The organism is Streptomyces sp. NPDC001668, assembly GCF_042893155.1.
Lineage (GTDB): Bacteria > Actinomycetota > Actinomycetes > Streptomycetales > Streptomycetaceae > Streptomyces.
In genome coordinates this window covers 72033-91220 of the sequence record NZ_JBIAUQ010000018.1, presented here as the reverse complement: position 1 = coordinate 91220, position 19188 = coordinate 72033, and the positions used below count along the sequence as shown (strand labels likewise).

13 protein-coding genes and 2 pseudogenes are annotated in these 19188 nt (G+C 69.7%); 10 read left to right on the top strand and 5 right to left on the bottom strand.

All coding sequences use genetic code 11. The features are described from left to right. Positions 1 to 343: 343 nt before the first annotated feature. Positions 344 to 1990: an RICIN domain-containing protein gene (locus ACFYZ8_RS38285; RefSeq protein WP_359029030.1), complete on the top strand. Its 1647-nt coding sequence runs from the start codon at positions 344 to 346 to the stop codon at positions 1988 to 1990. A gap of 45 nt (positions 1991 to 2035) precedes the next feature. After that, on the top strand, positions 2036 to 2986 hold the full coding sequence (locus tag ACFYZ8_RS38280; protein ID WP_388533449.1) for an alpha/beta hydrolase family esterase: 951 nt from the start codon (positions 2036 to 2038) through the stop codon (positions 2984 to 2986). 247 nt (positions 2987 to 3233) lie between these two features. Here the strand turns inward: ACFYZ8_RS38280 and ACFYZ8_RS38275 are convergent, their stop codons facing one another. Beyond that, positions 3234 to 5420: an alpha-L-fucosidase gene (locus ACFYZ8_RS38275; protein WP_388533451.1), complete on the bottom strand. Its 2187-nt coding sequence runs from the start codon at positions 5418 to 5420 to the stop codon at positions 3234 to 3236. Between the two features lie 307 nt (positions 5421 to 5727). Here ACFYZ8_RS38275 and ACFYZ8_RS38270 point away from each other — a divergent pair, with 307 nt between their 5' ends. Beyond that, entirely contained in the window at positions 5728 to 6447 is a 720-nt protein-coding gene (locus tag ACFYZ8_RS38270; RefSeq protein WP_359029027.1) for a FadR/GntR family transcriptional regulator, read from the top strand. Positions 6448 to 6476: 29 nt separating this feature from the next. Here the strand turns inward: ACFYZ8_RS38270 and ACFYZ8_RS38265 are convergent. Next, positions 6477 to 6641 (bottom strand): annotated as a pseudogene (locus ACFYZ8_RS38265) (MarR family transcriptional regulator); the annotation flags it as partial. 2 nt (positions 6642 to 6643) lie between these two features. Here ACFYZ8_RS38265 and ACFYZ8_RS38260 point away from each other — a divergent pair. Beyond that, positions 6644 to 6910: pseudogene (locus ACFYZ8_RS38260) on the top strand (methyltransferase); the annotation flags it as partial. A 435-nt stretch (positions 6911 to 7345) separates the two neighbouring features. After that, entirely contained in the window at positions 7346 to 11425 is a 4080-nt protein-coding gene (locus ACFYZ8_RS38255) for a beta-galactosidase (protein ID WP_388533453.1), read from the top strand. A 36-nt stretch (positions 11426 to 11461) separates the two neighbouring features. Here the strand turns inward: ACFYZ8_RS38255 and ACFYZ8_RS38250 are convergent, their stop codons facing one another. After that, the gene (locus ACFYZ8_RS38250) at positions 11462 to 13093 is read right to left on the bottom strand and encodes a cation acetate symporter (protein WP_388533456.1); all 1632 of its coding nucleotides are present in this window, start codon (positions 13091 to 13093) and stop codon (positions 11462 to 11464) included. Beyond that, a complete protein-coding gene (locus tag ACFYZ8_RS38245; RefSeq protein ID WP_388533457.1) occupies positions 13090 to 13533 on the bottom strand; it encodes a DUF485 domain-containing protein in 444 nt (147 codons plus the stop codon). Before ACFYZ8_RS38245 ends, ACFYZ8_RS38250 begins: the two co-directional genes overlap by 4 nt. Before the next feature lie 656 nt (positions 13534 to 14189). Here ACFYZ8_RS38245 and ACFYZ8_RS38240 point away from each other — a divergent pair. The 5 genes from ACFYZ8_RS38240 to ACFYZ8_RS38220 are packed head-to-tail and all read left to right on the top strand — an operon-like array spanning position 14190 to position 18909. Then, complete coding sequence (locus tag ACFYZ8_RS38240; RefSeq protein WP_388533460.1) at positions 14190 to 14618, top strand: hypothetical protein; 429 nt, start codon at positions 14190 to 14192, stop codon at positions 14616 to 14618. A 59-nt stretch (positions 14619 to 14677) separates the two neighbouring features. Further along, complete coding sequence (locus ACFYZ8_RS38235) at positions 14678 to 15931, top strand: CaiB/BaiF CoA transferase family protein (protein ID WP_388533463.1); 1254 nt, start codon at positions 14678 to 14680, stop codon at positions 15929 to 15931. After that, positions 15928 to 17103: an acyl-CoA dehydrogenase family protein gene (locus tag ACFYZ8_RS38230; RefSeq protein ID WP_388533466.1), complete on the top strand. Its 1176-nt coding sequence runs from the start codon at positions 15928 to 15930 to the stop codon at positions 17101 to 17103. The genes ACFYZ8_RS38235 and ACFYZ8_RS38230 overlap by 4 nt, the downstream gene beginning before the upstream one ends. 25 nt (positions 17104 to 17128) lie before the next feature. After that, the gene (locus ACFYZ8_RS38225; protein WP_359029020.1) at positions 17129 to 17911 is read left to right on the top strand and encodes an electron transfer flavoprotein subunit beta/FixA family protein; all 783 of its coding nucleotides are present in this window, start codon (positions 17129 to 17131) and stop codon (positions 17909 to 17911) included. 32 nt (positions 17912 to 17943) lie between these two features. Continuing rightward, positions 17944 to 18909 (top strand): electron transfer flavoprotein subunit alpha/FixB family protein, encoded by a 966-nt coding sequence (locus ACFYZ8_RS38220; protein WP_388533469.1) that lies wholly within the window; start codon positions 17944 to 17946, stop codon positions 18907 to 18909. On the opposite strand, the gene ACFYZ8_RS38215 is transcribed toward ACFYZ8_RS38220, so the two are convergent. Beyond that, on the bottom strand, positions 18872 to 19099 hold the full coding sequence (locus ACFYZ8_RS38215) for a hypothetical protein (protein ID WP_388533472.1): 228 nt from the start codon (positions 19097 to 19099) through the stop codon (positions 18872 to 18874). The two genes, ACFYZ8_RS38220 and ACFYZ8_RS38215, sit on opposite strands and share 38 nt — an antisense overlap. Positions 19100 to 19188 lie beyond the last annotated feature (89 nt).

Below are 19188 nucleotides of genomic sequence, written 5' to 3'. Positions count from 1 at the left end.
CGTCGACTGACGTGTCGAGCAATCAGGATGATATGAGCCTGACACATCCCGTCAATGCCCTTCGCAGGATTCGTTGTTGGCGTCGAAATATTTCGGTGCCCTGGGTGGTCGCGGAGGGCGGGAGCGAGTAATTGACGCCCATCAGGTGTTGACATGTCCAGTCTCATCTCTAACATCCGTACAGCCAACGATCCGAAAGTCGCTCGAAATTTCGAACCTTCGACACGGGTCATTCCTGTACTGCGGGCCCGGTCCGCGCTGTCGTCATCCACTGTCTGCCGCCGGGTCGCCGGAGCGGCGACCTCGACGGCCGGTCCACGACGCCCCCTGAAAGGAGTCCACGGTGCTACGACCATCGGGCAGACGACTGCTCCGTGTCCTCGCGGCCACCGCTCTCTCGGTCACCGCGTCCTTGACGGCTTCCGCCCACTCCACCGCCTCGGCAGCCCCCGGAAGCCCCGCCCTCACCCCACCGCTCGGCTGGAACAGCTGGAACAGCTTCGGGTGCGGGGTCACCGAGGCGCAGGTCCGCCAGGCCGCCGACGCGATGGTGTCCTCCGGCATGCGGGACGCCGGCTACCGGTACGTCGTGGTCGACGACTGCTGGTTCGACCCGCAGCGTGACGCGGCCGGCAACCTGCGCGCCAACCCGACCAAGTTCCCGGGCGGGATGAAGGCGCTCGGCGACTACATCCACGGGAAGGGCCTGAAGTTCGGCATCTACCAGGTACCGGGCGAACGCACCTGCGCGCAGACCAGCGGCGCCTACCCGGGGTCCACGGGCAGCAGAGGGCACGAGACCCAGGACGCCGCCACCTTCGCGTCGTGGGGCGTCGACTACCTCAAGTACGACTGGTGCTCCTCCAGCGGCACCCGCGACGAGCAGGTCGCACGCTTCACGCTCATGCGGGACGCCCTGCGCGCCACCGGACGGCCCATCGTCTACAGCATCAACCCCAACAGCTTCCACGCCATCACCGGCGCCACGTACAACTGGGGCGAGGTCGCCGACCTGTGGCGGACGACCGAGGACCTGCTCGACATCTGGCAGAACGGCAACACCAACAGCTATCCGATGGGCGTCGGCAACGTCCTCGACGTCACCGCGCCGCTGGCCGCGCAGTCCGGCCCGGGCCACTGGAACGACCCCGACATGCTGGTCGTCGGCCGCCCCGGCCTCTCCCTGACGGAGTCCCGCTCCCACTTCGCCCTGTGGGCACTCATGAGTGCCCCGCTCATGGCCGGCAACGACATCCGCACCATGTCAGCCGACGTGAGCGCGATCCTGCGCAACCCCCGCCTGCTGGCCGTGAACCAGGACGCGCTGGGCGCGGGCGGGCGCAGGGTGCGCGACGACGGCAGCACCGAGGTGTTCGCCAAGCCCCTGTCCGACGGCTCGGTCGCGGTCGGGCTGTTCAACCGGGGAGGCGGCGCCGCGACCGTCACCACCAGTGCCGCCCAAGTCGGCCTGTCCGGCGGGGCGTTCACCCTGACCGACCTGTGGACCGGTGGGACGTCCAGCACGTCCGGGCAGATCTCGGCGAGCGTCCCCGCGCACGGCGTGGCCGTGTTCCGGGTGAGCGGCGGCAGCCCGCTGGCCGCCACCACCTCGCGGCTGCGCGGCAACGCGTCCGGCCGCTGCGTGGACGTCGACAACGCCTCCACCGCGGCCGGGGCCACAGCCCTGATATGGGACTGCCACACCGCCGCCAACCAGCTGTGGACCACGTGGGCCGGCGGCGAGATCCGTGTCTTCGGGGACAAGTGCCTGGACGCCTACGACCAGGGCACCGCCAACGGCACCCGGGTCATCACCTGGCCCTGCAACGGCCAGGACAACCAGAAGTGGACCGTCGGCTCCGACGGGACGATCCGCAACGTCCACGCAGGGCTGTGCCTCGACGTCAGCCAGTCCGGCACCGCCAACGGAACCCCGCTGGTCCTGTGGACCTGCAACGGCCAGGCCGGCCAGAAGTGGACCCGCGCCTGACAGACCTCACGCTCGACGAACACACCAAGGGACAAAGGGAGTCGCATGATGACAAGGGCACGGTTCCGCTTATGGCACACCGTGGTCGCGGTGCTGCTCGTGCTCGCCACGGGAGGCGGCACGGCACTGGCCGCCGACCACGGCGAGAACGCCCCGCTCACCCCCTCCGGCTCAGCTGCCGCCCAGACCGCGGGGTGCGGGAAGACCCCCACGCTGACCAGCGGCACCCACACGATCCAGAGCGGCGGCAAGAACCGCAGCTTCATCCTGAAGATCCCGGACGGCTACGACCGCAACCACCCCTACCGGCTGATCTTCGGGTTCCACTGGCTGGGCGGCACCTCCACCGACGTGGCCACCGGCCGCACGGTGGACACGGGCACCTGGGCCTACTACGGGCTCCAGCGACTGGCGAACAACAGCGCGGTCTTCGTCGCCCCACAGGGCCTCAACAACGGCTGGGCCAACTCCGGTGGCGAGGACGTCGCCTTCGTCGACGACATGCTCCGGCGGATCGAGGCGGACCTGTGCGTCGACACCACCCAGCGCTTCGCGCTCGGCTTCAGCTACGGCGCCGCCATGTCGTACGCCCTCGCCTGCTCCCGCGCCACCGTCTTCCGGGCGGTCGCGGTGCAGAGCGGCGGGCAGCTCAGCGGATGCAGCGGCGGCACCCAGCCCATCGCCTACCTCGGGGTGCACGGCCTCAGGGACAACGTCCTCCCCGTCTCAGGCGGACGGGCGCTGCGGGACAGGTTCGTCAGGAACAACGGCTGCACCGCCCAGAACCCGCCCGAGCCCGCCCAGGGCAGCCTGACCCACCGGGTCACCACCTACGCCGGCTGCTCGGCCGGACACCCGGTCACCTGGGCCGCGTTCGACGAGGGACACATCGCCGCGCCACAGGACGGTGCCCCCGGTGACAGCGGCAGGACCTGGGTGCCGGGAGAGGTCTGGAAGTTCTTCACACAGTTCCAGACCTCTGGAACGACAGCCTGACCTCGAACATCACCATCACCTCCGGCACCCTCAACGGCAACGCCTGTGCCGTTGCGGGGAGTTGAAAGCAGGCCGTGCCGTTGAGGCGGAAGGCGCCCGGCCCGGGCTGCCCGATCAACCGGTGTTGACGGTCGACGAGAAGGAGTTCACGGCCGGCCCCGCCCCGTTCTGCCAGGGCTCGAAGCCGGCCTGGACGCTGGTCAGATACCCTGGGCGGGGGTAGGTCGAGGGTCTTGCGGACGGCCGGCTACACCACCGTGAAGGTCCACAGCAGGTTGGTGGTGCTGCCGTAGGTCCACTGCTTGGTGACGGAGCCCGAGGCGACGTCGCCGCCGCCGTCGAGCACCAGGCCGGTGGTGCGGTTGGCGATCGAGTAACGGCCGCCGCCCCGGTGGGTGATCGTCCACTGCTGGTCGGTGGAGCCGTTCCAGGGGGCCTGGCGTACCGCGGCGCCGTCCCCGGTGGCGCCCCAGCCGTCGGCGACCATGCCGTTGGTGCGGTTGACCAGCCTGTGGTAGCCGCCGCCGACCGCCTCCGCATGCCACTGCAGGTTCGGACTGCCGTCCCAGGTCCACTGCTTGAGGGCGGAGCCGGAAGCGACGTTGCCGCCGCTGTCCAGGGCGAGACCGTCGGTCACGTTGCTGATCCGGAAGTACGTCGCCGGATTGAACTGGACGCGCAGCGAGGCGATGTGGTCGTTGCTCCCGGTGGCCCTCAGGTCGGGACGGTCGGCGGTGAAGGTCCAGGAGGTGCCGGTGAAGTCGTCGCCGGAGTAGCCGACCACCTGGTAGCCGGGAGCAGGCCGGAGGGAGGAGAGGGCGCCCGGTCCGGGGCCGGCCGCGCTCAGGTCCGCCGCGGTGTAGTCCCCCACGGCGAGGACGGCGGCCCTGCCCTTGTAGTCGACGTCCGTGAAGACGACGGCGCCGGTCAGCGGCCGCAGGCTGGGGATGGGGCCGGAGAAGCCGAGCTTCAGCACATAGGCGTGGGCGCTGTACGGCGCCGTGGACGGCAGGGTGACGGCGAGGCCGGCGGAGCTCTGGGTGGGAGTGGGCAGGTCGATGTAGGTGCCGGCGGTGCTGCCGAGGAGCTTCACCGAGGTCAGCGACGAGAGGTTGATCCGGTCCGAGCCGAGAGTCCTGATCGTCAGTGAGGTGCCGGGCCAGCCGAGCACGGTGGCGTACAGGACGTTGCCTGCCTTGTCGCGGGTGAAGCGGATGTCCTGCGGTGTACCGGCGGTCGGACTGGTGAAGGCGCCGCCGCCCATCTTCGTCGGGCCTTCCCCGTACGCCGTCCAGGCCCGGGTCGCGTACACCGACTCGCCGAAGCGCTTCAGGTGGTCCCCGATACCGAGCAGGATGTCCTTCTGCGCCTGGGGGATGGTGCCGTCGGCCATGGGCGCGATGTTCAGCAGCACGTTGCCGTTCTTGCTGACCCGGTCGAGGAACGAGTGCAGCATCTGCTGGATGCTGTAGTACCCGATGCCCTGGGTGTAGCACCAACTGCTGCTGGAGATGCTGTCGTCGGTCAGCCAGTACGGCGTGGTGAGGTCGGCCGGGCCGCCGCGTTCGTAGTCGAAGACCTCGCCCTTGCCGTTCATGCCGTCCTTGTAGGTGGCGACGACCTCGCGGCCCCAGCTCTCGGCCTGGTTGTAGTAGTACGACAGGAAGTTCAGGCGCTGCGTCTCGTCGACGGCGTCCAGATTGAAGTCCTGCCAGAGGATGTCGGGCCGGGCGCGGTCGACGACCTCTTTCAGCTTGTCGAACCAGAGCTGGTTCTCCGCGGCCGAACCCAGCTGCCCGTAAAGCTTCTTGAGACCGGCGTCCGTCTGGGCGGGGGCGTACTCGTAGAAGCCGGTGAAGTTGTACGCGTGGTGCATGGCCACCAGCAGCTTGAGGTTCTTGGCGCGGATCGCCGCGCTGAACAGCTGGAGCAGGTCGAGCCCCGGGCCCTTCTTCACCGAGTTCCACTCGTTGACCTGGCTGTCCCACATGGAGAAGCCGTCATGGTGCTCGGCGACCGGGCCCGCGAACCTGGCACCCGTGTCGACGAACAACTGCGCCCATTCGTCGGGGTCGAACTTCCCGCCGGCCGACTTCAGCCGCGGAGCGAACCGCACGGTGTTGCCCGCGAGGTCCTTCGCCCCGTTGATGAAGTTGTGGTAAGGCCAGGCCGTCGGTTGGCCGTAGGTCGCGAGGTGATGCCGGTTCGCGTTGCTTCCGGCCTCGTACATGTTCCGCGGGTACCACTCGTTGTCGAAGGCGGGGACGCTGAAGACACCCCAGTGGAAGTAGATGCCGAACTTCGCGTCCTGGAACCACTCCGGGGCCGGCGGGTGCTGGTCGACCGAGTTCCAGTCGGGCGTGTAGGTGCGGGACGCCGCGGCCACGGAGGAGGCACCGGCCGGCATGAGGCGTCTGCTGATCGAACTCGACATGAAGACATCCCTGGGGCGTGGGGGGTGCTTGCTACGCATGAAGGTCTGTCATGGGTCCCTGACATGTCAATCGGCGTGCAGGGATGAATGCCGCGGTGCAGCCGAGTTGAATGCGGTATTTATGCGCTTTTTCCAGCCAATGGATGAGGGAATACATGGCATGTCTTGCTCGATCTGCCGCCGCGATCGCATGCCGGCCAGGCGTGCCCCCGTATCATCGGCGTCACCTTTGGCGGGCGGTCTTCGTGCTCAGGGGCCGTTCGGGTCGGGCGTGCTCGCGGAGCACCGTGGGGAAGAGGGATGCGCGGTGTCTCTGACGGACAAGGCGATCGAGCAGATCCGTGAGCTGATCCGGACCGGGGCGCTGCCTCCGGGGTCGAAGCTCCCTCCGGAGCCGGACCTGGCCGCCCAGCTGGGGCTGTCCCGCAACCTCGCCCGCGAAGCGGTCAAGGCCCTGGCGGTCGCGCGGGTCCTGGAGGTCCGCCGGGGGGACGGCACCTATGTGACCAGCCTTCAGCCGAGCCTTCTCCTGGAGGGACTCGGTGGCGCGGTGGAGCTGTTGCAGGGCGACTCGGTGGCTCTCCAGGACCTCATGGAGGTACGGCGGCTCCTCGAACCGGTCGCCACGGCGTTGGCCGCGACCCGGATCTCCGACGACCAACTGGCCGATGTCAAGAGTCACTTGGACGCCATGCGGGAGGCCCGTGACGACGTCGAACGGCTCAACGCCCATGACGCGGCCTTCCATCGGGCCGTGGTCTCGGCCACGGGCAATGAGTCCCTGCTGGCGCTCCTGGAGGGCATTTCCGGCCGCACCCTGCGTGCCCGGATCTGGCGCGGCCTGGTCGACAGCCAGGCGGCGGGCCGCACCCTCGCGGAGCACGAGGCGATCTTCGAGGCCCTGTCCGCGCGCGACGCGGCTCTCAGCCAGGCGGCGGCGCTGGTCCATGTGAGCAACACCGAGCGGTGGTTGAGGGAGCACCTGCGGTCGACCGAGGCCCTTTCCTTCGGTACGGCTGCGGGGTGACGGGGGAGGGGGTGCCTGCTGATCCCCGCTCACCTCCCGGCGTTGGTGTCACGCAGGGCATAAATCATGCTCCGCAGGATCCGGAACGCGTCCGACTGCTCGGTCTCCGTCTGGCCGTCCAGCATTCCGACCTCGACCGACCGGACCGCCGCGGTCGCCTTCTCCAGGCTCCGTCGGCCGCGGGGCGTGAGCCGGCACCATGCTCCACGGCTTTCTCGCCGGACTGTCCGCCCACCTCCGGCCGGGCGGCGAGGGCCGGCTCATCCTGTCCGACCCGGCGGAGCACCTCGGGCTTCGGAGCCGCGGGGACCTGCTCGACGCCATCCGATCGGCACGGCTCCGCGTCCTGGACACGATCGACACCAAGCCCCGGCACCCACGCTCCAAGGACGCCGCGGACGCGCTCCACAGGGCACGAGGTGCTGAGACCACGTCTCTGTGGCGTCTGAGTGCCACGCAATGACCGGCACCTCCGGGCCAGTGCCTGGATGACCATCGCGGGTCGTGAGGAGCTGCATCGGGGTCGCCAGGAGTGCTTGGGGTGGAGTCAGGCGTAGACGCACGAGCGGAACAGGCGGAGCAACTCGAGAGCGGCGGGACTTGCCGTACGGCTCACTGCCCGGCACTTCAGCGATGAGCTGCAAGACGTGCGGTCATGGCCGCCCCCGCGAAACCCCCGCCCCCAGTGCCGCGCCCGTCTCCTCCCGCCCCATTGTGCTCAGCCAACTGCCGCCCTACTGTTCGACTTTGCCTGAGTCTGTTTGATGCTGATCGCTCAGGCGATAGGGAGGCCGCAGTGTGGGGTAATCCGATCGATTCAGAGGCCGCGAGACCCGCGCGCCATGGGTGGTGGAGGGCGGCCCTCGCGACGGCCGCGACCCTCGCCCTGGCCGTGGGCATGACCGCGCCCGCCGCGGCGCGGGAGGCAGCCGGGCCGACGTCCGCCGCCCCGCCCCCCGTCAACGCGCAGGCACAGGCACATACGGTGACCCTCGACGGCTACTCGTTCCTCGTCGACGGAAAGCGCACCTACCTCTGGTCCGGCGAGTTCCACTACTTCCGCCTCCCGAGCCCCGACCTGTGGCGGGACATCTTCCAGAAGATGAAGGCCGCCGGCTTCAACTCCACCTCCCTGTACTTCGACTGGGGATACCACTCGCCCAAGCCCGGTGTGTACGACTTCACCGGCGTGCGCGACGCCGACAAGGTCCTCGACATGGCCGAGGAAGCCGGCCTCTACGTCATCGCACGCCCCGCGCCCTACATCAACGCCGAGGTCGACAGCGGCGGCCTGCCGGGCTGGCTCACCACCAAGGCGGAGAACAACCGCAGTGACGACCCGCGGTTCCTGAAGTACGCCGACGAATGGCTGACGCAGATCGACAAAATCATCGCCCGGCACCAACTCACCAACGGCACCGGCTCGGTCATCGCCTACCAGGTCGAGAACGAGTACTACAACGGCTCCGCCTCCGCCCGCTCCTACATGCAGCACCTGGAGGACAAGGCCCGCGCCGACGGCATCACCGTGCCGCTGACCGGCAACAACAACGGCACCTTCAACTCCGGTGCCGGCGCCCTGGACGTCGACGGCCCGGACTCCTACCCGCAGGGCTTCGACTGCTCCAACCCCACGAAGTGGAACGGCGTCCCCGACATCAGCTACGACCACCCCGCCGGGAAGCCCCTGTACTCGCCCGAGTTCCAGGGCGGCGCCTTCGACCCCTGGGGCGGCCCGGGCTACGACAAGTGCGCGCAGCTGATCAACGACCAGTTCGCCAACGTGTTCTACAAGCAGAACATCGCCGTCGGCGCGACCGCGCAGAGCTTCTACATGACCTACGGCGGCACCAACTGGGGCTGGCTGAGCATGCCCCAGAACTACACGTCGTACGACTACGGAGCCGCGATCCGCGAGACCCGGCAACTCGACCCGAAGTACGACGAGGACAAGCTGATCGGGTACTTCACCCAGTCGGTGGCCCCCCTGACCAAGACCGACGCGATCAGGACCACGCCACCGGACGACTCCGCGGTCGTCGACACCGCCCGGATGAACCCGGACACCAAGACGCAGTTCCACGTGCTGCGGCACGGCAACTCCACGTCCACGGCGGTCGACAGGACCCACATCTCGCTGGACTTCAACGCCCAGCCGGCCGCGGACACCAGCTACACCTGGGACGACCCCGACTCCGCCCTCCAGTACGCCGGTTCGTGGTCGCACGTGGCCAACACGAGCTACACGGGCGGCGACTACAAGCACACCGAGTCGTTCTCCAACAAGGCCGGTGACTCGGTCACCGTCCCCTTCGACGGCACCGCGATCCGCTGGATCGGCTCGAAGACGAACAACCACGGCAACGCCGACGTCTACCTCGACGGCACCAAGGTGGCGACGGTCGACGACTCCGGCGCCGAGAACCAGGCGGTCGTCTTCCAGAAGTCCGGCCTGGCGCCCGGGTCCCACACCCTGAAGATCGTCGTCGCCGGGAACCGCAGCTCGGGGTCCACCGACACCTACGTGGCCATCGACGCCATCGACGTGCCGACGGGTACCGCCGCCGCTCAGCCGACCTACCCCGTCGTGCCCCAGCAGCCGGGCACCGCGATCACCCTCGACGGCCGCGACTCCCACGTGATCGTGGCGAACTACCGGCTCGGTGAGGCGCGGTTGCAGTACTCGACCTCCGAGATCATGACCGACGCGACCGTCGGAGACCGTGACGTGGCCGTGCTCTACGGCGACCCGGGCACCGACGGCGAGACCGTCCTGCGCTACTCCGCCCAGCCCACCGTCACCGCCACCGGCGGTACGGTCACGACCACTTGGGACCCGGCCACCGGCGACCTGCGGCTGAACTACACCCACAAAGGCCTGATCCGCGTCAGCGTCGACGGCGGCGGACAGCGCCCGCTGCTGCTCCTCGTGGGCGACAAGGCCACGGCGAAGACCTTCTGGCGCCAGGACACCGCGACCGGCCCGGTTCTCGTACGCGGAACCCACCTGCTGCGAACGGCCACCAGCCTCGACGGCGGCCGTACCGTGGCGCTCACCGGCGACAATGCCGACGACAAGAACATCGAGGTGTTCACCTCCGCCGACCACGTCACCTGGAACGGCAGGACCCTGAAGACCCGGGCCACCGCCCCAGGAAGCCTCACCGGGAAGATCCCGGTGGCCGCCGCGATCCACCTGCCCGCGCTGACGAACTGGAAGCACGCCGAGGAATCCCCCGAAGCGGCCCCCGGTTTCGACGACACCAGCTGGCAGGTGGCGGACAAGACCACCACCAACAGCGTCTCCGGCATCAACAAGCTGCCGGTGCTCTACGCCGACGACTACGGCTTCCACACCGGCAACACCTGGTACCGCGGCCGCTTCCACACCACCGGCAAGGAGACCGGCATCCACCTGGTCTCGGACTCCGGCGGAGGCGCACAGGCCTTCTCCGCCTGGCTCAACGGCATCTTCCTGGGCAGCTCCACCACCGGCAGCGCCGACTTCACCTTCCCGGCCGGTGCGGTCAAGTCCCAAGGTGACAACGTCATTTCCGTCCTCACCGTGAACATGGGACACGAGGAGGACTACAACTCGACCAACGGCAACAAGACCGCCCGCGGCCTGACCAGCGCCTCCCTCGTCGGAGCCCCACTGACCTCCGTCACCTGGCGCCTCCAGGGCGTACGCGGCGGCGAGGACCTCCAGGACACCGTGCGCGGCCCGCTCTCGACGGGCGGCCTGTACGGCGAACGGGCCGGCTGGTCCCTGCCGGGCTACCCGGACGGCAAGTGGAAGCGCGTCTCCCTGCCGACGACCGACACCCGACCCGGCGTCTCCTGGTACCGCACCGACGCCACCCTGGACCTGCCGCACGGCCAGGACACCTCACTCGGCCTGACGTTCACCGACGACCCGTCCCGCAAGTACCGGGCCACGATCTTCGTGAACGGCTGGCAGGTCGGCAACTACGTCAACTACCTCGGCCCGCAGCACACCTTCCCCGTCCCCAACGGCATCCTCGACCCGAACGGCCGCAACAGCATCGCCATCGCCGTGTGGAACCTGGACGGCAGCACCGGAGGCCTCGGCAAGGTGTCGCTCACCGATTACGGCAGCTACGCCTCCTCCCTGCGCGTCGCGCAGAACGACAGCCCCCGCTACGACTCCCGCAAGTACGCGATGCCGAAGCGCCCGGGTACGGAGGTCGCCCTGGACGTGCCCGACACGGCCCGGCCGGGGGAGACCTTCACGGCCCGCACGACGGTACGGGTGCCCAAGGGCGGATCGTCCGCGTCCCGGCTGACCGCCTCCCTCGCCGCCCCCGACGGCTGGAGTGTGAGCGCCACGAGTCCTGTGTCCCTCAAGCGCCTGAACCCGGGCGGCTCGGCGACCTTCACCTGGAAGGTCCAGCCGCCGACCGGCGATCTGCCGTCCGCCTCGGCACTCACCACCACGGTGCGGTACGAGCAGCACGGACGGCAGGCCACCGGTACCGACGAGCGCGTCATCGGCGGAATACCACCGGCGCCCCCTGCTGGGCAGAGCGCCGTGAGCGACCTGCCGTTCCTGTCCTCCACCAACGGGTGGGGTCCGGTGGAGCGTGACAGCAGCGTCGGCGAGCAGGCCGCCGGGGACGGCCGTACGATCACCATCGCCGGTGTCGGCTACGCCAAGGGCCTCGGCACCAACGCACTCAGCGACGTCCAGCTCTACCTGGGCGGCAGCTGTTCGCGGTTGACCGCGCAGGTGGGCGTCGACGACGAGACGAAGGGCGCAGGCACGGTGACGTTCTCCGTGATCGCCGACGGCAAGACCCTGCTGACCACGCCGACGATCGGCGGCAAACAGGCCGCCGTACCCATCGACGTCGACGTCAGCGGCGCCCAGGTGGTCGACCTCGAGGTCGGCGACGCCGGCGACGGCAACGGCAACGACCACGGCGACTGGGCGGTACCGACACTGACGTGCGGCTGACGGCCGTACCGGGAAAGTGAGTTGCTGAAGGTTTCCTCACGGCCCGTCCGGGCTCCAGCTCGGGCGGCGTCGCGGGGGCCCGGCCAGGATCAGTTGCTCGATGCCGGCGTAACGCTCGCGTGCGCGGCGGGCGCTGCGGCGGCCGCTCAGGAAGGTGCCCAGCCAGCCGCAGGCGAAGCCCACCGGTACGGAGACCAGCGCGGTCGTGGTGAACGGGAACCAGTTCAGGTCGGCCTCCGGGAAGGCCGAGGTCGGTGATCCGGAGACGAGGCGGGTGCCCGACATCAGCACCAGGACGGCGACGGAGCCGCCGATGAGCGTGCCGAGCAGGCCGGCCTTGCCGAAGCGCCGCCAGAACAGCGAGTAGACGAGAGCGGGCGCGATGGCGGAGGCGCCCAGGCAGAAGGACAGGGTGGCCAGCGACTGGAGGCTGCGGTGCTGGGCGAGAGCGGCCAGCAGCACCACCGGTACGCCGACGACCAGCGCACAGGAACGCGCCAGGGTCATCTCCCGCAGCGCAGGCATGCCGTTGTTCCGGGAGGCGGCCACATCGTGCGCCAGGGAGTTGGCGCAGGCGAGGGTCATCCCGGCGACGGACGCCAGCAGGGTCAGGAAGATCGCCGCGGTGACGGTGCTGAACAGCAGACTCTCGGTACGGGAGACGTCGGCGCCGAACACAGCCCGCGCACTCAGCAGATAGGCGGTGCTGCCGTGCGGGTCGGCCGCGGTGATCCGCTCGCGGCCGACCAGTGCCGTGGCGCCGATGCCGATGACGGTGATCACCAGCATGAACAGGGCGACCGAGGACACCGCCCAGGACATCGTGCGCCGCACCTGGCGGGCGTTGCCCGCGGTGTACATCCGCATGGTGACGTGCGGCAGACAGGCGCCGCCGAGCACGATGGCGACCTGCGTGCTGATCATGTCCAGTCCGGGATGCGGGCCGTCAGCGAACTGCAGGCCGTACTGAAGGAACGCCCGGCCGGTCCCGCTGCGCTGTGCGGCGGTGTCGACCATGGTGCCCGGGTGCCAGCCGAAGGAGGCGAGGACGAGTACGGCGACCACGAGGCCGGATCCGAGGAGCATCACCGTCTTGATGATCTGGATCAGCGCGGTCCCCTTCATCCCGCCGAGCGCGGCGTAACTGATCATCAGGATGCCGGCGCCGACGACGCAGCCGGTCTGCATGGCACGGTCCGAGAAGCCCAGGATGAACGCCAGCAGCTGCCCCACGCCCGCCAGTTGCACGATCATCATGGGGACCAGCGACAGCAGGGTCACCGCACACGCGGTGATGCGCACGGCTCGCCCCGGGACACGTCGGCTCAGCGCGTCACCCATGGTGAACCGGCCGGTGTTGTGCAGGGGTTCGGCGAGCAGGAACATCATCAGCAGCAGGGACAGCAGAGTGCTCAGGGCCAGCACGACTCCGTCGTAGCCGCACAGCGCGATGACTCCGCCGATGGTGAGCACGGTCGCGGCGGAGATGTAGTCGCCGGCGACCGCGAGACCGTTGCGCAGCGGGGAGAGCGTGCGGTAGCCGGTGTAGAACTCCTCCAGGTCGTCGCGGTCGGGGCCGGTCAGCACGCACAGCAGGAGCGTGAGGGTGACGACGCTGCAGAAGGCGACGAGGGACCAGGACTGCGCGGCGCCGCCGAGGCCGGTCATGCCCGCGCCCGTCCGTCGCCGCCGGCCGGGCGGGCGTACCGGCTGACCTTGCGGGCCAGCGGGTCGACGAACCGCCGCGCCGCGTACTCGAACAGCAGCACTGCCAGCCAGGTGACGGGTATCTGCACGACGGCGAGCAGCAGCCCGGTGGGGAGCCCGCCGGGGGCCGGACGGGCCATGAAGGCGGGGGCCTTGACGGTGAGAGTGAGGAAGGCGGCGAAGTAGCCGAGGGCGAGGAAGGTGGCCACGCGCCGCTGCCACCGGCAGGCGCGGCGCAGGACGCGCAGGGCGCGGTGGTAGCCGGCCCACGAACGCTGACGGGTCCCGCTGCCCGAACGCTCCACGGCCGGCGCGAGGGACGGCGGCCGGTGCGCGGTGGGGGAGGGGACCCGTCCGTGGTGCCGGTGCGGCAGGGATAATTCCGAGCGGTCGTAGGACATCCCAAAACTCCTAGCGCGGTGGGCCCGGAAGTCACGGACCGCAAGAAGGTGGGGGAGGCGGAGGCGGTTCGGGTCACCGCACGCTATGCGGGTGTCCGGCCGGTGGATGGGTGTTCCGTTGAACTTTCCGGCGGGCGCCCGGAACGCGAGCCGGTCGTGGCCGGTGCCGATGGTGTGAGTGTGACCGGAGTGCCACAGGAGCCTCCTGGGTCCCCTCACCTTCGGATCCGGTCGTCCGTGCGTCGTACACCAGTACCAGTCGGCATTGGCTGTGGGGGCGGACGGGGCACGGTCGGCGAGATGACGAGTCCTACGTCGAATGCCGCAGGGGGGTGCCGTCCATGATGGGGGTGGTACTGCTGGCATATGCCTGACGACTATCGCGCCGCCTGTGTGTGCCCCGGCGCGTGATCAGACGCCCTGCGGATCACGCGCCCTGACGGACATCCGGATGCCGGCACGGGCAGCGAGGTCCTTGTTCGACGTCATGCCTCCGCACCCACCCACCCCTGACCTCGGTGAACCGTACGTTTTCCGCGCACAAAGATGCGTCAGCTCGTCGTTGACCGGTGATTCATGGCGGGGCCAGGGTGAGGGAGACATATCGGATCCCGATCGCCCGTTTCCGCTCATCGAAGTGAGCGCAGGAGGCCGTGATGCTCCAGACAGCCAGCCGTGCACCCGGCGAGGTCCCGACAGGCGATGACGCGGGTGCCGTGGCCACGACCGACGGTCAGCCGGCACCGGAGGCCCCCGGCGGACTGCCCTTCCAGAGCTGCCGGTGGTGCGGCACGCCGGCCTACCGCCGTTCGTTCTGCCGGGCCTGCGGCTCCACCGCGTTCAAGCGGGAGCACAGCAAGGGCGCCGGGGCCCTCGTTCGCCGTATCGGCCAGTCCCCGCCCCACACCTGGTTCGTTGCGATGGACGAGGGATTCACCCTGGTCTGCCGGCTCGCCAGGGCGGAGGCCACCGCGGTCGGGGTCGGGGCCAGAGTGCGGGTCGTGCGCGCCGTGGCTCCCCGTGAACAGGGACTTCCCCTTGTCGAACTCACCTATCCGCCAACGTCCTTGGGGCGCTGGTGGTGACAGGACACGGCACCGGTCATGTCACGTTCGCGCAGGCGGCACGACGAGAGAAGAGGCCCATGGACACCCAGGACAGCGCACCGGACGGACGGGTCGGCGCTCTCGGCCGAGCAGGACGAACCGCGTTGCACGGACTGCGCATCGCCGACTTCTCCCGGGTCCTCGCGGGACCGTACGCCACCATGCTCCTCGCCGACCTCGGCGCCGAGGTGGTGAAGGTGGAGCGCCCGGGCGTCGGCGACGAGACCCGGGCCTGGCACCCTCCGGCGGACCAGGACGGCACCTCGACGTACTTCCTGAGCGTCAACCGCAACAAGAGGTCCGTCGTCCTGGACCTCACCACCGGGGCCGGCCTCGACCGGGCCCGCGCGCTGATCGCCGAATCCGACGTCCTGGTGGAGAACTTCCGTCCCGGCACGATGGACCGGCTGGGGCTCGGGCAGCGTGAACTCCGCGCCCGGCATCCGGAGTTGATCTACTGCTCGATCAGCGGTTTCGGCAGCGGCGCGGGCGCCGCGATCCCCGGCTACGACCTGCTCGTCCAGGCCGTCGGCGGTCTGATGAGCGTGACCGGCACCGCGGACGGGGAACCGGTGAAGACCGGCGTGGCCCTGGTCGACGTGATCACCGGGCTGCACGCCTCGCTCGGCATCCTCGCCGCCCTGCGGCACCGGGACGCCACCGGCGAAGGACAGCTCGTGGAGGTGAACCTGCTCGGCTCGCTGCTGTCGGCCATGGTCAACCAGGCATCGGCCTTCGCCGTCGCCGGTGTGGTCCCCGGCCGCATGGGCAACGCGCACCCGAGCATCGCCCCGTACGAGACCCTCCCGACCGCTGATCGGCCGATCGCCCTCGCGGTGGGCAACGACCGGCAGTTCGCCGCACTGGCCGAAGCCGTCGGGGACCCCGGTCTCGCCCTCGACGACCGCTTCCGCACCAACACCGACCGGGTCGCTCATCGCGTCGCACTGCGGGACCTCCTGACCGAGCGGCTCGGCACCGCGGGCGCCGACCACTGGACCACCGCCCTGCTGGCGGCAGGCGTACCCGCCGGACCGGTCAACAGCCTCGACGAGGCCTTCGCCTTCGCCCACAAGCTCGGCCTGCCCGGCATCGTCGACATCACCGCCGCCTCCGCCGACGGCGCCGAAGCCGGATCCTTCCGCCAGATCGCGCACCCCATCGCCCTGAGCGCGACCCCGGCGCAGTACCGCCTGCCCCCTCCCTCCCTGGGCCAGCACACCGTGCAGATCCTCCACGACCCGTCCGACCACCCGAATTCCAAGCCCCGATCAACAAGGAGCACGACATGAACGGCAAGCCGCTGAAGGACCCCCTCGACCTGTTCGACATCGCCTCGGTCCTCACCGACGAGGAGCGCGAGATCCAGGCCACCGTCGCCAGGTTCCTCGCCGACCGGGTCCGCCCGCACATCGCCGAATGGTTCGAGAACGCCCACTTCGCACGCGAACTCGCCCCGGAACTCGGCAAGTTGGGAGTGCTGGGCATGCATCTCGAAGGGTACGGCTGTGCCGGCACCAACGCCGTCAGCTACGGCCTGGCCTGTCTGGAGCTGGAGGCGGCCGACTCAGGCTTCCGCAGCTTCGTGTCCGTGCAGGGCTCACTGTCGATGTTCTCCATCTGGAAGTGGGGCTCCGAGGAGCAGAAGCAGGAATGGCTGCCCCGGCTCGCGGCCGGTGAGGCGATCGGCTGCTTCGGCCTGACCGAGCCCGACTTCGGCAGCAACCCCTCCGGGATGCGCACCAGGGCCGTCCGCGAGGGCGGTGACTGGATCCTGAACGGCTCCAAGATGTGGATCACCAACGGCGGTATCGCGGACGTGGCCACCGTGTGGGCGCAGACCGAGGACGGCGTCCGCGGCTTTCTCGTGCCGCGCGGGACGCCCGGCTTCACCACCCAGGACATCAAGCAGAAGATGTCGCTGCGCGCGTCCGTCACCTCGGAGCTGTACTTCGACAACGTACGACTGCCCGACTCGGCCCGGCTCCCGCACGCTCAGGGCCTGCGCGGACCGCTGTCCTGCCTGAACGAGGCCCGCTTCGGCATCCTGTTCGGAGCGGTCGGCGCGGCCCGGGACTCCCTGCAGACGGCCATCGACTACGCCGACTCCCGGGTGCAGTTCGACAAGCCGATCAGTGCCTTCCAGCTCACCCAGAAGAAGCTCGCCGACATGACCGTGTCCCTGGGCAATGCCGCGCTGCTCGCCGTCCACCTGGGACGCCTGAAGGACCAGCACCGCATCCGGCCCGAGCAGATCAGTGTCGGCAAGCTCAACAACGTTCGCGAGGCGATCGCGATCGCGCGGGAGTGCCGCACCGTCCTCGGCGCGGGCGGCATCTCCTTGGAGTACTCACCGCTGCGCCACGCCAACAACCTCGAGTCCGTCCTCACCTACGAAGGCACCGGCGAGATGCACACGCTGGTCGTCGGCCAGGCGATCACCGGCTACCCGGCGTTCCGCTGACCGCCCCGGCCGAAGGAAGACGACCGTGAACATCGTCGTACTCGTCAAGCAGGTCCCGGACACCGCCGCCGAACGCAAGCTGTCCGGGACCGGCCACACCCTCGACCGCGAGAACTCCGACCTCGTCCTGGACGAGATCAACGAGCGTGCCGCGGAGGAGGCCCTCACCCTCAAGGAGACGACGGACGCCGAGGTCACCGTCGTGTCCATGGGCCCCGACTCCGCGCTCGACGCCATCCGCAAGGTCCTGGCCATGGGCGCCGACCGCGGGATCCACATCCGCGACGACCGGCTCCAGGGCGCCGATGTGGTGACCACCGCCAAAGTCCTGGCCGCCGCCGTGCGGACGGTCGCGGACGTGGACCTGGTCCTGGCGGGCAACGCGGCGACCGACGGACAGGCGAGCGCGGTGCCCGCCGTCGTCGCGGACCTGCTCGGCCTGGCGCAGTTGACCCACGTACGCGAACTCGCCCTGGACGCGGGGCGCGTGCGTGCCGAGCGTGAGACCGAGAGCGGTGAGACGACTCTGGAGGCGCCGCTGCCCGCGCTGGTCAGCGTCACCGAGAAGATCAACGAGCCGCGCTATCCCTCCTTCAAGGGCATCATGGCCGCGAAGAAGAAGCCCGTGGCGACGGTCGGCCTCGACGACCTGTTCCCCGACGTGGACGACACCGGCTTCCTCGTGAGCCGCACGCGCGTGGTGGAGGCCGTCCCGCTTCCGGCGCGGGCCGCCGGCATCCTCGTCACGGACGACGGCTCGGCCGGCCGCCGCCTCTTCGACCACCTGCTCGCCCGGAAACTCCTCTGAACCGGCCCGACCACCAAGAGACAGGCGCACCCATGCCCGACGTCCTCGTCCTCGTCGACCACGACGGGGAACGCGTCCTCCAGACCACGTACGAACTCCTCGCCGCCGCACGGCGGTTGGGAGACCCGGCCGCCGTGCTCGTGGGAACTCCCGGCACCGCGGCCCGCCTCAGGGAATCCCTCGCCCGTCACGGAGCCACCGGCGTCTACGCCGCCGAATCCACGGGAGCGGGCGAGTTCGCCGGCTCGGCCGCCGTCGACGCCCTGCAACTCGCCGCCGGGACGGTCGCTCCCGCCGCCGTCCTGGTCTCCGCGACGACGGACGGCAAGGAGGTGGCCGGGCGGCTCGCCGCGCGGCTGGACACCGGGGTGCTGATCGACGCGGTCGACCTGGACTCCTCCGGCACGGTCACCCAGGTCGTCTTCGGCGGGTCGTACACCGTGCGCTCCGAGGTGACCCACGGGATTCCGGTGATCGCCCTGCGGCCTGGCTCCTTCGAGCCGGAAGAACGTCCCGCGGACCCCGTGGAGCACGAGCTCGTCCTGCCGCCCATCGACTCGGCGGCGTCGGCGCGCGTCACCGCCCGCCGTGCCGCGCTCGCCGGTGAGCGTCCCGCGCTCACCGAGGCGAGCGTCGTCGTCTCCGGCGGACGTGGTGTCGCGGGAGCGGACGGTTTCAAGGTGGTGGAGGACTTGGCCGACGCCCTGGGCGGTGCGGTGGGCGCGTCTCGCGCCGCGGTCGACGCCGGCTACTACCCGCACCAGTACCAGGTGGGGCAGACCGGCAAGTCCGTCTCACCTCAGCTGTACATCGCCCTGGGCATCTCCGGGGCCATTCAGCACCTCGCCGGGATGCAGACGTCCAAGACGATCGTGGCGGTCAACAAGGACGCCGAGGCACCTGTGTTCGGCGTGGCCGACTACGGAGTGGTGGGCGACCTGTTCTCGGTGGCGCCCCAGCTCACGAGGGAGGTGGCCGCACGGCGCGGGGTTGCTTGACGTCCGCGGCGTTGTGTCGGCGCCACGCGACCAGGAACCAGAAGGCCACGACCGACGCGGACGTCACCGCGGTGTTCACCCAGCCCCGGTAAATGCCCGCGAAATCGGTGACGAAGCGCATGGCGACGGTGAACACCACCCACATCACCAACCACCGAGCGGCCTTGACCATTCGCCTCTGTTCTCGCACAGCGGGAGCATAACGGTGGGCTGACAGTGAGCAGCCCGGCCGCCGATCCGGCTCGGTCCGCACCCCCTGCGCGTCGGTCAACGCCACTC

Coding starts and splice junctions, on each gene's coding strand:
- ACFYZ8_RS38280 (WP_388533449.1), top strand. CDS start 2,036: ATGATGACAAGGGCACGGTTCCGCTTATGGCACACCGTGGTCGCGGTG.
- ACFYZ8_RS38245 (WP_388533457.1), bottom strand. CDS start 13,533: ATGTCCTACGACCGCTCGGAATTATCCCTGCCGCACCGGCACCACGGA.
- ACFYZ8_RS38230 (WP_388533466.1), top strand. CDS start 15,928: ATGAACGGCAAGCCGCTGAAGGACCCCCTCGACCTGTTCGACATCGCC.
- ACFYZ8_RS38275 (WP_388533451.1), bottom strand. CDS start 5,420: ATGTCGAGTTCGATCAGCAGACGCCTCATGCCGGCCGGTGCCTCCTCC.
- ACFYZ8_RS38220 (WP_388533469.1), top strand. CDS start 17,944: ATGCCCGACGTCCTCGTCCTCGTCGACCACGACGGGGAACGCGTCCTC.
- ACFYZ8_RS38255 (WP_388533453.1), top strand. CDS start 7,346: ATGACCGCGCCCGCCGCGGCGCGGGAGGCAGCCGGGCCGACGTCCGCC.
- ACFYZ8_RS38250 (WP_388533456.1), bottom strand. CDS start 13,093: ATGACCGGCCTCGGCGGCGCCGCGCAGTCCTGGTCCCTCGTCGCCTTC.
- ACFYZ8_RS38240 (WP_388533460.1), top strand. CDS start 14,190: ATGCTCCAGACAGCCAGCCGTGCACCCGGCGAGGTCCCGACAGGCGAT.
- ACFYZ8_RS38235 (WP_388533463.1), top strand. CDS start 14,678: ATGGACACCCAGGACAGCGCACCGGACGGACGGGTCGGCGCTCTCGGC.